A 15,506-nucleotide genomic window follows, 5' to 3' on the forward strand; every position below is an offset into this window, starting at 1 on the left:
CATGGAGACCACCGCCGCGCGACCGCCGTTGATCGGCTCGCTCTGCTCGGGTTACGGCGGTCTGGACCTCGGGGTCCAGACCGCCCTCGGCGGCACCCTGGCCTGGCACGCCGAGATCAACCCCGACGCCGCGCGCATCCTGGCCCGGCACTGGCCCGGTGTGCCCAATCTGCAGGACATCACCGCGGTCAACTGGGCCGATGTGCCTCGGGTGTGTGTCCTGACGGCTGGCTTCCCTTGTCAAAGACGTCTCCGTCGCCGGCCGCCGGGCCGGACTCAACCCCCACACCCGCTCGGGGTTGTGGCTGCACGTCGCCCGTGCGGTCGAAGCCCTCCGCCCCTGCTTGGTTGTGATCGAGAATGTCCGAGGTCTCCTCACCTCGCCCGCCGGTTCCCCTGGCGACGTGGAATTCTGCCCGTGGTGTCTGGGAGACGACCCAACCCAGCCTGCTATGCGGGCACTTGGTGCCGTACTCGGCTCCCTGGCCGATCTCCGGTACGACGCGAGGTGGCTCGTGCTTCGTGCCTCCGGCGTCGGAGCCCCCCATCGTCGCGAGCGGACCTTCCTCACCGCCTGGCCCGCCGAGCACCCTGCTCAAGACCCCGACGAGCAACATCGGCAAGAACGGCGGCTCCCAGCACCCGTCGAAGCGGAAGAGCGGCGGCCACGGCCCGAACCTGGCCGACGAGGTGGAGTGGCTGCTGCCCACGCCGAAGGCGTCGGACGGGACCAAGGGCTCGCCGAACCAACGGCACGGCAACGGGGACATGACGCTGCCGAGCGCGGCAGCGTCGCTGCTGCCCACCCCGAGGGCGAGCGACACCGGCACTCCTGGCCGCCGTCCGGGCAAGGGCTGGCGCCCGCCCCTGTCGGCGGTGGTCCTGCCTCTGTGGGCGGAGGCGGCCCCGGAAGCCGGGGAACCGACGGGCGATGGGGATCGTACGCCTCCGCCATCGCCCGATGGGAGAACCTCACCCGCCCCGGCCCGCCGCCCACCGACGCTGCCGGACGCCTGCGCGCCGACTTCGTGGAGTGGATGCAGGGCCTGGCACCTGGCTGGGTGACCGCCACTACGGGACTCGGTCGACCCGCTCAGCTCACCGCGCTCGGCAACGGCGTGGTCCCCCAACAGGCCGCCCGCGCCGTGCAGTTGCTGGCACCGCCCTTCCCGCGCTGCCCACGCTGCACCGCGCCATAGCGCTGCACTACCGCCTTTCCCCGGCCGGACCAAATCGCGGAATCTCCGCATCCTCTTGCTCATGCCGACCTGCGAACGGAGCACCGCCGTGACCTCCAGAAGAGCGCGCCGCACTTCGCCCCCGCCCTGCTCGCTCACTCCCCTGGATCCGCTATGCCCGACCCCAGCAAGGCCACCCCCGAGCCCGAGCCGTTCCGCGTTCCCGACGGCGATCTCGACGATCTCGCCAGCACCCTCGCCAAGACGATGGCGGAGGTACGCCAGCACGGTGTCATCCTCGACCGCCTCGGCTCCGAGCCCACCACCGCGCCCACTGCACCCCAGCCCGCCGACGACGCCCCGGCCGCAGAGACAACCGACGCCGACCAGGCCGAGGGCCCCACGTCGGTGTTCATCCTCGCCTTGGGCGGCGAGGCACACGCGGTCGAACTGGCAGCGCTCAGCGACTGGGTGAACTACCTGTTCCTGCCGGTCTACGGACGGGAGATCAGCACCACCCGTCCGTGGTGCGACCAATGGCACGAGCATCCCGAGGCTGTGGCCCGGCTGCACGCGCTCTGGCTCGCGTGGCAGCAGCTCACTGATGCCGAGGCCGGCCTGTCCGGTCCCTCGACGTGGCACCGCGACCACCTCGACCAGGCTCTGGTTCATCTCCGTGCCCCCGACGGCCCCTTCGCCGCATGCACGACGAGCCCGACCCGGCCCAACCACCGCGTACTGGCCACCCCCGCACCCGAGTTGGCGGGAGCCACCCAGTGACCACGGAACACGACTTCCACCTCGACGACTTCGAGCCCGCCGACACCGTCTCCGAACTCGCCGAGAGCAGTCTCTGGGCCGGAGACCTGACCGTGCTGGCCGAGCACCACACCACCCCGAACGGGTCACACAGCTACCTCGTCGCCCACGACGGGTCGGTGACCTGGGGCGTCCCCGGCGAACCACAGCTCGTTGCCATCAAGATCACGCGGGACCTGCGCGAGCGCACGTTCACCTTCGAGACCGCGAACCACGTCGGTCTGGCCTTCGCCCAGAACTGGCTGATCGACCATGGCTGCCCGCCCGAGCAGATCACCCAGGCCGGCGGGGACTCCCTGAAGCCCGCCGACGATCTCACCCTCTGGATCGAGCAGCAGATCCGGGAGTCAGGCTCTCGCTACAACGTCCTCGACAGCTGGACCTCGGACTTCGCCCCGTGCGAGACGTGGACGTTGACCCGTGACTCCAGCGCCGCTCAGGCACCGATTCGTGTCTTCCTCGAAGAGGGGAACCACGACGCCCACACGTACACGATGCGCGAGGGCGCCTTCGCCGATGAGGCCGCCGCCCGGCACTGGCTGGAAGACCGCAGCAGTCCGCTGCCGCAGCCACCGGATTACCGCGGTGAGGCCGCCGCCCGGCTCACCCGCGCCGCCCTCACTCGGTCCGCGGGTCCCTCCGTGATCCCGAAAGCCGGCCTCGACACGGGCACTGCGCCGTCGGCAGGAACGGCCCAGCGCCCGAGCCCTGGGAGGCCGATGTGAGCCGCGCCCGCTTCGCCTTCGCCGCGCACCCGGATGCCATCGCGGACCTGCGCGAACTCCCTGCCGACATCCGCGACCTGGCGCTGCTGGAGCTGCAGAATCTGGTCCACGGCAGCGACGACTGCCTGCCGCTGAACGGCCGCCTCGCAGGCTTCCACAAGGTCTACGTCGACCCGGCAGTCTCCTACCGGATGGTCATCCAGTTCCGCCCGGCCCCGCCCACCTCGACCCACAAGCGCGAGATCTACCTCGTGGCGGCCGGTGCCCGAGAGGACTACGCGGTCTACCGCACGGCCCAGCTCCGCACCCACCGCGCGGGCCTCAACGGGTCCGCCGACACGGGCCCGGCGGCCGAGGCGCGAGTCCAGGCGGCCCGATCTCGATCCCCCCACGCGGTCGACCAGACCGCGTCCCTCGCGGCCACCGCACCGGCGGCAGTCAGCCCCACCGCGCCCGCCGCCTCCCGGAAGGTCCCGCAGCGATGACCGCCGACCGTACGCCCCTGGCCCGCACCGAACTGGCCGCGCTGCTCACCGACGCCGCGCAGAGCGTCTCCGGGGTCCTGACGACCGAGTACCCCACCTCTGCCAGCCGCTCCTATCTGCATCCCGTCCTCGGCGCGCTGTCCGCCGGCCCCCGGGTGGTCTGCGAGTTGAACGACCGGCTCGAAGGGTTCGTCGTCGAGGAGCCGCTCCCCTCCACCTCCGCCGGTCTGTTCACCCTGGCGTCCTACGCTTCTGCGCTCGGCTGGCTCACCGAGTCCCTCGCCGAGTTGACCGCATCCGTGGACCAGATCTGCACGCGCGTCGGCATCCCCGCCGAGCCGCCGGACCCGGCGGTCACCGTGCCCTCACCTGCGGAGCAGGACGACGAGTTCGACTTCGCGTTCAGCGCGCTGGAACTGGCCGCCATCCGCACAGCCGCTGAGGCTGCCGGCCTCAGCCCCGGCGACTACGTCGAGGTGCTCTCGCAGTCCCTCCTCGCCGCCTCCCGGATCACCGACGCCTGCATGGAGATCTCCAGCGGCCTGCTCGAAGACGCCGCGTACGTCCTCGGCGAGGCGACCGACCACGTCTGGATCGGTGAGAGCCCCGACAGCCTGCCCACCCTGGTGCGCTCCCTGCTCGCCCGGATGGAGGCGAGCGAATGAACCCCCATGACATGGCGAAGCGCCCCGGCGCGCACCTGGTCGCCGAGGAGTTCGGCCTCGCGGACCCCTGGGCGCTGAGCGACGACCATCCACCCCGCGACCCGCTTCACCTCATCGGCACGATGGTCGCCGAGGCCGCTCGCGATGTCGACGAGGTGCACGGCGAACTGACCCGCGCCGCCCAGTCCGCGATCGAGCTTCTTGAGCCCATCGGGCGGGGCGATCACGCCGGCATGCGCGGCTGGTACGGGATCCTGCGCACCACGGGTCCGCAGATCGAGCTGCTCGTCGCCGCCGAGGTGCGGCTTACGAGCAACTGACCCGGGCCGTGTCCACGTACCGCCGCCTTCTGCCCGAGTCCGACGCCGCGCCGGCCTCAAAGGCATCGCGCCAGAGCCTGGGCCTGGACCCAGAGCAGGCGCCGGGGCGGGACGATGACTGGGCCATCTCGGGTGGTCGCCAGCTCCGAGCCCTTGAAGCTGTGGAGGCGGGCGGGCTTCGATTCCACCGGAGCGGGGCCTACGGCTACATCTATCTCTCCGACGGGCGGGGCCAACGCCCCATCCCAGAGGTCTGGCCCGAAACCGTCCAGCGGCTGGTCACCGACGGGCTGTTGGACCAGGACACCAGCGAGCGACTGTACCGGCCTGGACAGCTCCTCTCGCTCACGCCGCAGGGCGAGGCGGCCCTTCGAGATGCACGTACGGCCACGCCGCGCCTATCCGCCGCCCTCAGCCGCAGCAACACTGCGGCGATCTCCGGCGTCGTCGCCGATCCAGCTGTCGCACTCGCACCAAGCGCGGCCACCAAGCCTTCCCGTTCCCGCTGATTCCCCCTGGAAAGGACGTCCGCCATGTCCACCGCGATCTACACCCGCCACCTGGTCGAGCACCGGTACGGCCGCCCGTTGGAGGACCTCCAACGCGACGGCGCACGCGGCGGTTCAAGCGATCCCGTCCTGCCGATCGTGCTGCGGCGGCTCGGCGGTCTGGCCGAGACGAACGCCCATGCCCGTGCCGCCCGCCGCAACCTCGACGCGGCCTGGCAGCGCTGCCGCTCCGGCGGGCACACCCTCGACGACCTCGTGCTGGGGTACGCGGCCGAAGTCGTGGACCTCGAACGCCAGGAGCAGTCGGAAGCCGAGGCGGTGTGGGACCTGCTGGACGTCCGCCTCCTGCTGGACCAGCCTGCCGCCCGCCGGCCTTCGGCTCGGCGAACCGGACCCGCGCCGGGCGATGAGGACCTCATGGCCATCGCCCGGCAGGTCGCCGCCCGTCTGCCCCGGCTCAACCGCGAAGCCCTGCGCCAGGGTCTGCGCGACCGAGGCATACACGTCAGCAACCGCCGCCTCGGCACGGTGCTCCAGCGTCTTCGCGCCGAGCGCGACCCTCACTGATCCGCGACCCGCCGCCCGATTCGCCCTTCGTCATAACGGAGTTACCGCCATGTCCACCCTTGTAGAGCCCGCAACCTCCCAGATCGGCTCCGTCGACGCGCAGCGCGTCGAGGACGCGCTGTCTCTTATAGCGCCGAAGTGGACGACCTAGTCGGCGCAGACCCTGGCCCAGCAGGGCGGCCCCATGCGTGTGCGTGATGTCGCCGCCCGCCTCCCCTTCGTCAGCGAGCAGTTCGTCGGCAAGCGGCTGGCCCAGATGCACGCTGACGGGCTGGTGACCCGAGCCGTTGATCGGCACGGTGCCCCGTACCAGCTCAGCGGGTTCGGCAACTCACTGTCCTCAGTGCACCGGGCACTGTCCGACTGGTCCCAGGCGCACCTGCCGCTCGGCAAGGTGGCCGGTGCCGAGCGCGTCGAGGACGCCGTGCGCCGACTGCACCTTCGCCACTCGACCGCCGTGATCCAGGTCCTCGACTCGGGCGGGCCCGCGCGGTTCGTCCACATCGCCGAGGAGGCCGGGCTGGACAACGGCTTCACCCGGCAGCGGCTGAACCGGCTTCAGCTCGACGGCCTGGTCGCCCGCACCGGATCGCGCCACGGCGATCCGTACGTGCTGACCGATGCCGGGCGGGCGCTGGGCCCGGTCTACACAGCCGTCGAGCGCTGGAGCAATCCCGTCGCCACACCGCGTCCCGCCGCTGCCCCGGTCGCGGCGGCCACGCGCACCCACACCGGCATCCCGCTGAGGTCGGAAGGCATCCGTACCGCAGCGGCCCTGCGTCAGAGCACCGCCGCGCCGAGCTCCCTGTTCAGCCACGCTCCGCAGCCACAACCACGGGTGCCGGCGGCCGTCACCGTCCAGTCGGCCCCCTCTCGGGGCCGGTGATCGGCGTGGCACTGAGAGCGAGCCGCGTCTCCCCGTGGCCACGAAGCCCGCGTGCCTTCAAGCAGCTCGTTCCGCTGCGCACGCGGGCACGTTCCCCTCCTTACGGCCCCGGAGCCTCGACTATGAGCACCCAGCAGCCCTACGACCAGCATCCCTACCAAGAGGTACTGGTCAGCCCCATGTACCTGGCCGGCTCCAACGGGACCGGCGACGCTGGCTTCGCCCCCGTCGCCCGATGGCCTCACCACTATCTCGACGAGGGTCCCTGCCAGCTCCTTGTTACCTCGCCCGACCAGAGGATTCGTATCGGCTGGTTCGGCGACGACTTCGAGCTGTGGAAGATCACCGCGGCCGAGGACGCCGTCTCCGCACCCCGCTGGACAGCAACCTTCAACCATGTCACCCCGGCCGAGATCGTCGCTGGTCTCACCACCGCTCTGGCCCACGACTACGCCGAAGTCGACGCCGCTGACGGCAACGGGCGATTTCTGGCGAGCCCGTCGTTGTACTGGGCCGACGCCGTCCGGCCGCTGACCGATGCTGGCTGGACCCGTGGCGCGGCAGAGCGCGGCACCGTCGAGCTCATCGCCCCTGACGGACAAGCAGGCGTCCTGATCGACAACCGTCTCTCTGACTGGGACGACGAAACCGTCACGCTGTGGGCCGGTCCACCGGGGTGGGGTACTCGCGCGGAGGCGGTCTTCACAGCCCGTACCCCGTCCCACTTGATCGCCGCGACGGCAGCCGCCATGACCGATTCAGCCCCGGTGATGCGTGAGCGGCATCAGCTCGATCGCAAGGTGGAGCACCTGGTCACGCTCACCCCCGTCGGCCCAGCCGCCCCCCAGATCTCTCGGGCTCCGACCCCACTCGACGTGCGCCGCACCGCTGTCGCCCAAGCCGTCCACCGCGCCGCACGCGCTCCGCAGACAGCCGCAGATCTCCGGGTCATGGCCGCCCGCAGCCGCACGGCGACTTCGGCACAGAACCGGGCGAGCACGTCCGCGCACACTCTCGGGGCCCGGCCGCCGGCCAGCCCGTCGGCCCCGCGGCACAGCCGCTGACCCCTGGGCTCCGGGCCTTCCGGGGCATCACCTCCGACCGAAACAGCACCTCCGAATGCCGGGAGTTCCGCCATGTCCGACACCACCGCACTCGACCAGGCCACGGCCATGATCGAGAAAGCCTGGGACCGCCCTATCGAAGCTCTGGAATCCCTCGCGGTCCGCCGGCCCGCCGAGGACCCTCTCCTGCGCTCGGCGATGCATATCCGATCGACCCTCGTCGTCTCGAACGACGCGGTCGCCGTCCACCAGGACCGCTTGCACGCCCTCACCCGGTCCGGCCATGTGCCGGCCTTCTATGACCTGGAGCGGATCACGAGCTCGGCGGTGGACTTGCGGGTCGCGCAGGCCGAGAGCCGCGCGGCCCTGCAGGCGATCAGCCACGTGATCGAGGCCCGCGAAGCCGCCGCAACAGCGGACCGCGCACCGGCGGTTCGCTTGGCCCAGGCCGCTGTCGCCCGCTCGGCGCATGCACCGCGTGCTCTAGGCCAACCACCGGACCAGCCCGCTCCGTCAGCCGCTGTCGGCCCGCCGGTGGCCGCGACCGGGCCACGCCGCTAACTGCTCAGTCCGCGTCTTCGTCGCGGTGGGCTTCCCCGAACCGGGAGCCCACCGCGCGGGCCAGTTCCTCCACCGTCAGCTCGACGCGCCGCTCATCTGCGATCCGGCGCTCCACCACGGCTTCCCCGTCGTGCTTCTCCTCGGTGTCGGACTCCGTACGCACGGCCCACTGGCCGTCGGCGACCATCGCGATGTCACCCACCGTCCACGGCCGCCCGGCCGCCCGGATCTTGCGCTCCAGCCCTGCTCCGTCCCAGTGTCTGCTCGACTCCGCCACGTCTTCTCCCCCTTCGGCTTCGTACGGCCTTGCACCGCAACCCAGTTACGACAACCATCCGCGCCGGTCCATTCCCCGGACCGTCGGACCAACGCTCCCGACGGCCAGTTCGCCCACGGCAGACACCACCTTCCGGGAACGACTACGTACTTCGGCACACCGCATGTCAACGTACGGGTGTCGGGAAAAGCCGCAGGTCAACGAAGGGAACGTCTAGTCGTGAGCGCCTCCAGTACCCTCCTGCCCGCTGTCGTCCGCCCCGCCATGGAGGAGCGCGCCTGGCTCTCCAGCGACCACTGCGCGGGCCCGGTGCTCGAACTTCTCGGGGCGCTCGACTGGGCGATGGTCGACACCCCGGAAGCCAACGTGCACTGCACCAGCCCGGACGGCCGCGTCTACGTGGGCTGGCTCCCCGAGGACGCCGCCGCCTGGAAGCGGGGCATCGTCTGGCAGGTCCGGGTGGCCCCCGCCGACGCCGAGCCCTGGGTCCAGGAATTCGGCCTCTACACCCCCGCCGAGGCCGTCGCCGGATTCATCGCCGCCCTCGTCGCCACCCCCTCCCGCTGACCGTGCGGCGGCCGGGACGCCCTCCCGGCCGCCGCACACACCGCACCCCCGCTGATCGACTCATTCATCAAGCCGACCGGGCCCTAACCACCGAGAGGAACGCCTCTTGACCTTCCGCGCCCCGCTGACCAACCACCACGCCGACGACACCAACTGCCCGGCGGACCACAAGCACACCAGCTCCAGCAAGCCGCTCCACCCCGACTGCCCTGGCCGCACTACTCCCAGGCCGTCTGCTCCTGCGGTGACTGGCAGATGACGAACCCCGGCAAGGGATACGTCAACGAATCCCGCAGGCGGCACCTCGCCAGCCATCCCAAGCCGGAGGCGACCGGCCCGAAGGTCCTGCGCGACCTGCTCCGCCTCGACGCCAACTGACGCTCCAACAACAACCCTGCTTCGCCTAACCGATCCCGCTCCCGGAGGTTCCCGTGCCCCACTACCTGACCGTCGGCCACCTGCTCCGCCAGCTACAGAACCTCGACCCCAACCTGCCGATCCGCCTCGCTGTCAACCCCGACTGGCCATTCACCCACTACCTCGGTACCGACGTCGTCGTGCGCGACGGCGTCGCGTTCATCGCCGACGACGGCCAAGAGGACTACCTCCCGCCGGCAGTCCGCGGCGCCCTCGCCTGGGCCTGACCCCGGCGCACCGACTCCGACAGGAGGCCCTCATCTCACCGCGACTCCACACTTGCGCCGCCCGCTCGCTGCACGGCCTCGCCCTGCGGCCCATGCCGTCCGGAGTGCGCGGCGCACTCGTCCACCGCGTCTCCGCCCTGTCCAACGGACCACTCGACGTCTCCTGGCTCCCGGCCGGCACCCCCAGACTCCCGCTCGGCCGCATCCGCCTTCACTGGGAACCCGCTTCCATGTCGGGCTGGGACGTCACCGCCCACCTCGGGCTGGCCAACACCGAGGTCCATCTCGCCTCCTGGCCCGCCGCACCCGACGACTGGCCGCACCTGGTCCGCCCGACCATCCACGAGGTACGCGGCCTGTGCGCCGCCCTCGCGGTGGCCACCGCCGCCCTCGACCTCTCCAATCGCCTCGCCAAGGTGTGACCGCAACCGCAAAGGCCGCCCCGTGCCGATCAGGCAGGGGCGGCCTTGCCGTGCGCCCAGCCGCGCGTTGCGTACGCTCGTCACCGACAAACGAGGAGGACACGATGGCCGACGACCAGCAGCTCTGGGGGTATCCGGAGGTCGCCGCTCACCTGGGCATCAGCGTCCGAGCAGCCCGGAGCCGCAAGAGCCGGGGCAGTCTGCCGGAGCCCGACGACACCAGCGTGCCGGACCGGCCGCGCTGGAGGCCCGCTACCTTCCAGCGCTGGCAGCCCGTCGGCCGGGGGTTCCGTAGCGACCTGCACGGCACCGCTCAGCACGACGGCACCGCATCCGGCTGACCGGCGGTCGGGTCCGCCCGTAGGCCGCGGCCATGACGACCGACTCGCCGATGCCGTCCCCGCCGTTCCCTTCGCCCGACAGCTCCGTGCTCCGGGTGGTCGTCGGCAAAGCCATCGCATCGGTCCGCAGCGGCGAAGCCTCGGTGGAGGAGGCGATCCTCCACGCAGCCGTTCACGGCTGGTACGAGGGCCATGTCCAAGGGCGAGGATGAGTGCCCTGGCTGCGACTTCCGGGGCGAGCTACTCAAACACAGCAACCGCGGCTAAGCGCAGCTAAGCGGTTACGGCGAGGTCAGTTGCTGATCCTTCTCTGCGACTGAGTGCTCGACCAAGCAGAACAGCGGGGGACCAGCAGCGCACTTCGCCGCATCCGCGTAGTGCGCCGAAAGCGACTTATCTCATATGCCCATGAGTTGAGCTAGATCTCCCGTGGTTGTCAGTGCCTTCCGGTAGACATGAGGCCGACCAGGTACTCGTTCCGCGGAGTTGTGAATGACGACAACGTCAGTGGTGTCTTCCGACGGTGAAGGTACCGCGCATGACGGTGGGGGCGCTGCAACCACAGCGGCCCTGGATGCTCAGCGGCGGCAGGCTAAACAGATGGTGTGGCTCCGGTTCACCATCTGGCTCGCCCTGTCGGTGCTCGTCGGGCTGGCGCCCACAATCAGCGAGTACTTGCACAGCAGGCAGACCGCTGGTGCCCCTCATCACAGCTTCTGGGAGTGGTGCAGCGAGGCTCAGCTCTACCCCATGGCCATGTCGCTGGTCATCGCTTCGGTCGGTGAGGCCCTGATGCAGTTGATGCAGAAGGCTTCCGCTGCCTTGGTGTTGGTGACGGTGAACAACCTAGTCATCATGGTGTTCGCAGCCATCCTCTCGTCCTCTTCGGACGACGACAACAAGATCAAGGAAGTTGTCGGCCAGCAGTCACTGATCGCGTTCCTTGTGGCTGTTGCTGGGTCTGGGCTGTGTACGTTGATGTGCGCGAAGGCGGCTGCGGCAGAGGAGACTGCGCGATGACCGATTGGCTTGGAACACTCGCCCCCGTTGGCTCCACCGTGGTCACTGCAATCGCGCTTGTGGTCACCAACCGCGAGACGATGGCCCGGATTCGGGAGCGGCTGGGTCGCAAGAAACACTCGACGTTCCCTCATTCGGACCGCAAGGGGCCTGGTTCTAAGCGGATGTGGTGACGTGTCCTGCTGATCCTCTGCTGTTCTGCTTGGTCGAGGGCTCGGACGCAGAGGCAGAGAAGGATCAGCGCTTGACCTCGCCGTAGCGCTTAGATTCCGGAGCCCGCAGCTCGACCAATCGTTCGCGCGATTCGCCGCGCCAGCGTGGTCGGCTTCAGGTGCCGTTCCACTCTGAGCAGGTAGCTGACTGGCGAGCCTTCGAGTTGAGCGTCGCGTGCCTCCGCCGTCGCTTGTCGCAGGGTTGCGGCAGCGAACGCAATGCTTCCTCCGGCGATCGGCACGTTGCCCGCCCAGCCGCTCGCCAGTGCGGCTAGGGCTGGCAGTTCGAACTTGTAGCTCATCGCGCTGTAGAAGGTCTTGAGCTTGAGGTCGCTCATGGCCTTCCGCAGTTCCTCAAGAGGTACGGCAATGCTGTCGTCGAACTGCATCCGCAGGTGATGCTCGAACGCCGCCCGGTCTTCGATGCCGGCCACCTGTCCTCGCAGTTCCTCCGCAGCCTTGTCGACTGCCTGATTGAAGGCAAGAAACTCAGCTCGGTGCTCTCTCCGCAGTTGGATGATCTTGGCCACCGGCACCGATCGCAGGCCGTCCGGAAGCACACACCGCACGGCCATCAGACCGAGCCGCGTTGCCTCATCGGAGGCTGCCGTTCGAGGCGGCTCGCCCAACATGGCGGAGGCGACCCGGTCACTGTCCCAGCCGTCCGTCGCACTGTGGGCGGCCACCTGGTCTGTGATCGGCGCGTAGCACGTGCGGCGGGCCAGTTCCTCGGTGAGGACACACTTGTAGATCCAGGCAAGGACCGGGTCCATGGCCAGCCACGTCACGTCCGGTGAACTGGCAATGCGCGACCGCATGGCCGGCACGGCGAGACCTGTACTGCGTAGGGCGTCCGCAAGCCGCAGGTCTACCTCGTACGGATAGAGGCCGGCGAGAGGGCGTTCGTCGCGCGGAAGCGTTCGCACGTCGCCGGGTGGTGTCGGCTCCGCGTTGACGATGCGCTCTCCCATACCCAGCTCAGCCAGGTTCCCGTGGTGCGCGGGGAAGGGCCGAGTGTCGGCAGTTGCCAGAAACCGCCGCCTCAATTCGGGGCCGTGGTCCTCGACAGCCTTCAGAAAGGCAGGGGCAACAGCGGCTGCGGCCTCCGCAGGATCCACGTCGGTGACGAAGTCCAGCCCATCTCGCAGAGCCTTGACCATGTCCGGATCGGCGACGGGGAACCCGGGCGGGACTACTCGGGCAAGGCCCCGCCAGTAGAGGGCGGCAGCCTTGATCCACTGCTCATTGCGGAAGTGAACGTACGGGTAGTAGAGGCCGATCCGCTGCACTGCTGCCCTTTCACCGTCCTTGTCGGCCTCATCGGATACTTCCGGGGGCCGACAGCATGCTACGCAAACAGCGCGCCGCTCGTGAGGGGATCGGCGCTGCGCTGCCCTACTCCAAGTAGGTGCCGGCGAAGGCGCCGTCGAAGCCGAGTGCGGCCAAGCCCTGCTCGACGCTGGCGTAGGTCGTCCCGTCAGGGATGGCGATCATGGCGTCGAAGTCGGCGCGGCTGATCTCGGGCTCGAGCCACTGGTTGCTGCAGCGGCAGCGGACCCAGACGTTGCGGCCATGGTTGATGAGCAGCCAGTCGCGCCGGGCGCGGCAGGCCGAGCACATCACGGGGATCCCGCGCAGGGACAGCTGCGGGGGGTGGCTGAGACAGCGCGTCGCGCCGGGTCCACTGGGAGGCTGCGTCTCGAACTGGAGCTGCAGCAGGGGGTCGCTTCCGGCGGGGACGGCGGGTAGGACGGGGGTCGGCTCTACGTGGTGGTCGGTCGTTCTGAGCACGAGCGTCATCTCCCGGTCGAGGGCCTTCTCTGTTCATCCGTAACAGCCGGCGGAGCCGGTTGTCCATGGGTTTCGCGCAGTCCGGCAGGCCGGTGGTGGGCCTGCCGGACTGCTGGTCAGCGGCGCGGCGGGCCGTTGCGCGGCTCCGGTGCGGTGGGACGTGTCGCTGTCCGCGGTGCGGTCCGGGTGCCGATTCGGTTGGACGCAGGCTTGGTTCGGCCGGTACCGGCCTGCGGGAGGCGGGGGGCCTCGCCCGGGTGGGCGGGGAGCTGGGCGAGCCGGCGCAGTCGCCAGACCAGGACGTCGTTCACGTCCTCGGCGGTGTCGAGTTCGCGCATCTCAATGGCCTCCTGCAGGAGGGCCTTCGGGTCGTGGCCTGCCTGCTCGGCCTGAGCCAGGGTGGCGGCCAAGGCGTCGTTCTTCGTGCTCGTGCCAGGTCGGGTGCGGTTCTCGGGCAGGGCGGCGCGGATGGTGGTCTCGTAGGCGCGGCGCTGGGCTTCGGGCAAGGCTCGGCCCTGGTCGCGCAGGACCTGCATGGGTGCGGCAGCGGCCTGGCGGTAGGCGGCGCGAAGGTGCTCGGCGGTCCGTCGGGAGGCTTCGGCCTGCTGGGCGTGACCGCGTGCGGAGTGCCAGCGTGCTGCGGCCAGGGCGACCAGGACCAGGGTGGAGACGAGCATGGCGGTGGTGCCGCCGTCCTCGCCTCGGCCGAGCGCGCCGCCGGCCTGGATGATGCCCCGGGCCGCCGAGCGGATCGCCCGGGTATCAGCGCGCTCGGCGCGGACGTGGCTGCGGGTGGCGCGTTCGAAGGAGCGAGCGGCGGAGGCCAGCTCGGAGCGGGTGACGGCCGGGGAGGTCTGGGCAACCGCGTCCAGGAGTTCGCCGACTCCGACGAGTTGGGCTGCGGCATCGTCGTCGTTGTTGTCCAGGAGAGTCGCGGCGCGTTCGGCGATCCCGGCCGCTGTGCGTCGCCCCCGTGCGGGCGACGACCAGTCCGACCGGCCGGTGTCGGCTTCCGGCATCGTGACCGCGTCGGCGGTTCCTTCGGCAAGGCGGCGCTGGATCTGCGGATAGGAAAGGTCGGGGGCAAGGGTCGAGCCGGCGAACCAGACGGGTTCGCGGTCGCGGTTGCGGTCGCCAGGCAGTGCGACGGTGTAGCCGAGGACGTCACCGGAGGGGGCGTGCCGCAGCTTGACGCGCAGGCCCGCCTCGCGAAGGCGGGCGAAGAACTCGGCTTCGCTCGCCGCTCCGGCGACCGCCTGGCGGACGGCTTCGCGCAGTGTCTCGCGCGGTGTCTCGGGTCGGCCGGTGCGCTCGGCTTTGAAGCGCTCGGCGCTGGTGGGCTTCTTGGCTCCGGTACCGTCGCCGGGCTTGAGCTTGCGCAGGCCCATCTCGTGTTCGATGCGGCGGCATTCGGCCTGGGCCTTCTTGAAGTCGTAGTTCATCCTCGGGCGGCGCAGGTCGCCTCGGACCATGGTGGCCAGGATGTGGATGTGGTCGTCTGCGTGGCGCACCGCGACCCAGCGGCAGCCGTCCGGATCGCCCTCGGGGGCGAGGTTGACGGCGTGGACCAGGCGACGGGCCACGGTGTTCCACTCCTCGTCGGTCAGGATGCGGTCGCCGGGGTCGGTACGCACCGAGCAGTGCCAGACATGCTCGGCCTTGGTGCCGGCCTGCTTGACCCGCAGGTCCAAGGCTGCGGCGAGCCGGGCCAGCGTGACCTTGGGGTCGGGATCGGGGCTGGTATCGCGGCCGGGGTCGGGGGCGAAGCCGTCCCAACTGCCGACGAGGTGGGGGTCGGTGTGCTCGTCGCGCTTGCCGGGGCCGTACAGGTAGACCAGCAGGCCGTGGGTGCGTGAGCCGCGTCGGATCTTGGGGACCATCAGAGTCGCTTCTTCGCCAGGGTGTCGGCCGTGTCGTCGATACGGGCCAGGAGGCGGGTCAAGGTCGTGAGGGCGTAGTCGAGTTTGCCGGGGCGGGGTTGCCCTCCGGCGTTGAAGACGAAGGCGATCTGGTTGATGTTGTTGCCGATGCGGGAGATGGCGGTGCGCAGGGCGGCCAGCTCGTCGATGGCGGCGTCGAGCTGTTCGTTGGTGTGCGCGGTGGTCGAACCGCGGGCGACGGCGAGGCCGGCAACAGCGAGGAAACGGGCAACGGTGACGGCGCGCTGCTGGGCGGCTGCGGTGATCTCGGTCTTCTCGGTGTCGGACAGGCGGGTGGTCGTCTTGTGGGTGCGCTGGCTCGGGTTGCGGGTGCGTCGGCGCGGCTTGCGGTCGGGGAACGCAGGTTGACTCGGGCTCTGCTGCTCGCGCGGGGCGCGGTCGTCTGCTTCTCCTCCCACGACCGGCGCCCCATGGTGCCGGGAGTCCGGCTGGTCCCCGTGCGCCCTCGCTCGGGGACCAGCCGGACTTCCCCCGCCCCCCTCGGCGGGGGCAAGTGCATACGACGGGCCGTAG

At 70.3% G+C, this 15,506-nt stretch carries 22 protein-coding genes and 2 pseudogenes; 19 read left to right on the plus strand and 5 right to left on the minus strand.

Annotation, left to right across the window (positions count from 1 at the left end; all coding sequences use genetic code 11):
• Nucleotide 1: 1 nt before the first annotated feature.
• From ABZT12_RS00540 to ABZT12_RS00595, 12 genes and pseudogenes are all read left to right on the plus strand, one after another.
• Nucleotides 2-184, plus strand: a pseudogene (locus ABZT12_RS00540) (DNA methyltransferase); the annotation flags it as partial.
• Nucleotides 185-299: 115 nt separating this feature from the next.
• Nucleotides 300-578: pseudogene (locus tag ABZT12_RS00545) on the plus strand (DNA cytosine methyltransferase); the annotation flags it as partial.
• A gap of 312 nt (nucleotides 579-890) precedes the next feature.
• Nucleotides 891-1,199 (plus strand): hypothetical protein, encoded by a 309-nt coding sequence (locus ABZT12_RS00550; protein WP_356376655.1) that lies wholly within the window; start codon nucleotides 891-893, stop codon nucleotides 1,197-1,199.
• 153 nt (nucleotides 1,200-1,352) lie between these two features.
• Nucleotides 1,353-1,958, plus strand: coding sequence for a DUF4913 domain-containing protein (locus ABZT12_RS00555; protein ID WP_356374923.1), 606 nt, complete (start codon nucleotides 1,353-1,355; stop codon nucleotides 1,956-1,958).
• Nucleotides 1,955-2,722: a glycosyl hydrolase gene (locus ABZT12_RS00560; RefSeq protein WP_356374925.1), complete on the plus strand. Its 768-nt coding sequence runs from the start codon at nucleotides 1,955-1,957 to the stop codon at nucleotides 2,720-2,722. Before ABZT12_RS00555 ends, ABZT12_RS00560 begins: the two co-directional genes overlap by 4 nt.
• Entirely contained in the window at nucleotides 2,719-3,207 is a 489-nt protein-coding gene (locus ABZT12_RS00565; RefSeq protein WP_356374928.1) for a hypothetical protein, read from the plus strand. The genes ABZT12_RS00560 and ABZT12_RS00565 overlap by 4 nt, the downstream gene beginning before the upstream one ends.
• Nucleotides 3,204-3,872 (plus strand): hypothetical protein, encoded by a 669-nt coding sequence (locus ABZT12_RS00570; protein WP_356374931.1) that lies wholly within the window; start codon nucleotides 3,204-3,206, stop codon nucleotides 3,870-3,872. Before ABZT12_RS00565 ends, ABZT12_RS00570 begins: the two co-directional genes overlap by 4 nt.
• Entirely contained in the window at nucleotides 3,869-4,192 is a 324-nt protein-coding gene (locus ABZT12_RS00575; RefSeq protein WP_356374934.1) for a hypothetical protein, read from the plus strand. The genes ABZT12_RS00570 and ABZT12_RS00575 overlap by 4 nt, the downstream gene beginning before the upstream one ends.
• Before the next feature lie 533 nt (nucleotides 4,193-4,725).
• The gene (locus ABZT12_RS00580) at nucleotides 4,726-5,268 is read left to right on the plus strand and encodes a hypothetical protein (protein WP_356374937.1); all 543 of its coding nucleotides are present in this window, start codon (nucleotides 4,726-4,728) and stop codon (nucleotides 5,266-5,268) included.
• Between the two features lie 184 nt (nucleotides 5,269-5,452).
• Nucleotides 5,453-6,154, plus strand: coding sequence for a winged helix-turn-helix transcriptional regulator (locus ABZT12_RS00585; protein ID WP_356374940.1), 702 nt, complete (start codon nucleotides 5,453-5,455; stop codon nucleotides 6,152-6,154).
• Nucleotides 6,155-6,276: 122 nt separating this feature from the next.
• Entirely contained in the window at nucleotides 6,277-7,218 is a 942-nt protein-coding gene (locus ABZT12_RS00590; RefSeq protein ID WP_356374943.1) for a DUF317 domain-containing protein, read from the plus strand.
• A gap of 72 nt (nucleotides 7,219-7,290) precedes the next feature.
• Nucleotides 7,291-7,779 (plus strand): hypothetical protein, encoded by a 489-nt coding sequence (locus ABZT12_RS00595; protein ID WP_356374946.1) that lies wholly within the window; start codon nucleotides 7,291-7,293, stop codon nucleotides 7,777-7,779.
• 4 nt (nucleotides 7,780-7,783) lie between these two features.
• Here the strand turns inward: ABZT12_RS00595 and ABZT12_RS00600 are convergent, their stop codons facing one another.
• The gene (locus ABZT12_RS00600; protein ID WP_356374949.1) at nucleotides 7,784-8,056 is read right to left on the minus strand and encodes a hypothetical protein; all 273 of its coding nucleotides are present in this window, start codon (nucleotides 8,054-8,056) and stop codon (nucleotides 7,784-7,786) included.
• Between the two features lie 219 nt (nucleotides 8,057-8,275).
• On the opposite strand from ABZT12_RS00600, the gene ABZT12_RS00605 reads away from it, so the two are divergent.
• From ABZT12_RS00605 to ABZT12_RS00635, 7 genes are all read left to right on the plus strand, one after another.
• Nucleotides 8,276-8,623, plus strand: coding sequence for a DUF317 domain-containing protein (locus ABZT12_RS00605; protein WP_356374952.1), 348 nt, complete (start codon nucleotides 8,276-8,278; stop codon nucleotides 8,621-8,623).
• A gap of 255 nt (nucleotides 8,624-8,878) precedes the next feature.
• On the plus strand, nucleotides 8,879-9,001 hold the full coding sequence (locus ABZT12_RS00610) for a hypothetical protein (RefSeq protein WP_356374955.1): 123 nt from the start codon (nucleotides 8,879-8,881) through the stop codon (nucleotides 8,999-9,001).
• 53 nt (nucleotides 9,002-9,054) lie between these two features.
• Complete coding sequence (locus tag ABZT12_RS00615) at nucleotides 9,055-9,267, plus strand: hypothetical protein (protein ID WP_215127616.1); 213 nt, start codon at nucleotides 9,055-9,057, stop codon at nucleotides 9,265-9,267.
• A 92-nt stretch (nucleotides 9,268-9,359) separates the two neighbouring features.
• Nucleotides 9,360-9,689 (plus strand): esterase, encoded by a 330-nt coding sequence (locus ABZT12_RS00620; RefSeq protein ID WP_356374958.1) that lies wholly within the window; start codon nucleotides 9,360-9,362, stop codon nucleotides 9,687-9,689.
• 104 nt (nucleotides 9,690-9,793) lie between these two features.
• Complete coding sequence (locus ABZT12_RS00625; RefSeq protein ID WP_356374961.1) at nucleotides 9,794-10,030, plus strand: MarR family transcriptional regulator; 237 nt, start codon at nucleotides 9,794-9,796, stop codon at nucleotides 10,028-10,030.
• 32 nt (nucleotides 10,031-10,062) lie between these two features.
• A complete protein-coding gene (locus ABZT12_RS00630; RefSeq protein ID WP_356374964.1) occupies nucleotides 10,063-10,242 on the plus strand; it encodes a hypothetical protein in 180 nt (59 codons plus the stop codon).
• A gap of 280 nt (nucleotides 10,243-10,522) precedes the next feature.
• Nucleotides 10,523-11,050 (plus strand): hypothetical protein, encoded by a 528-nt coding sequence (locus tag ABZT12_RS00635; RefSeq protein ID WP_356374967.1) that lies wholly within the window; start codon nucleotides 10,523-10,525, stop codon nucleotides 11,048-11,050.
• Nucleotides 11,051-11,312: 262 nt separating this feature from the next.
• On the opposite strand, the gene ABZT12_RS00640 is transcribed toward ABZT12_RS00635, so the two are convergent.
• From ABZT12_RS00640 to mobC, 4 genes are all read right to left on the minus strand, one after another.
• Entirely contained in the window at nucleotides 11,313-12,551 is a 1,239-nt protein-coding gene (locus ABZT12_RS00640) for a DUF6236 family protein (protein WP_356374970.1), read from the minus strand.
• A 106-nt stretch (nucleotides 12,552-12,657) separates the two neighbouring features.
• Nucleotides 12,658-13,062: a hypothetical protein gene (locus tag ABZT12_RS00645; protein ID WP_356374973.1), complete on the minus strand. Its 405-nt coding sequence runs from the start codon at nucleotides 13,060-13,062 to the stop codon at nucleotides 12,658-12,660.
• Between the two features lie 107 nt (nucleotides 13,063-13,169).
• Complete coding sequence (locus tag ABZT12_RS00650) at nucleotides 13,170-14,933, minus strand: mobilization protein (protein ID WP_356374976.1); 1,764 nt, start codon at nucleotides 14,931-14,933, stop codon at nucleotides 13,170-13,172.
• Nucleotides 14,933-15,391, minus strand: a complete 459-nt coding sequence (mobC, locus tag ABZT12_RS00655; protein WP_356374979.1) for a plasmid mobilization relaxosome protein MobC — start codon at nucleotides 15,389-15,391, stop codon at nucleotides 14,933-14,935. The genes ABZT12_RS00650 and mobC overlap by 1 nt, the downstream gene beginning before the upstream one ends.
• Nucleotides 15,392-15,506: the final 115 nt, after the last annotated feature.

Source organism: Streptomyces sp. NPDC005423 (assembly GCF_040606415.1).
Classification (GTDB): domain Bacteria; phylum Actinomycetota; class Actinomycetes; order Streptomycetales; family Streptomycetaceae; genus Streptomyces.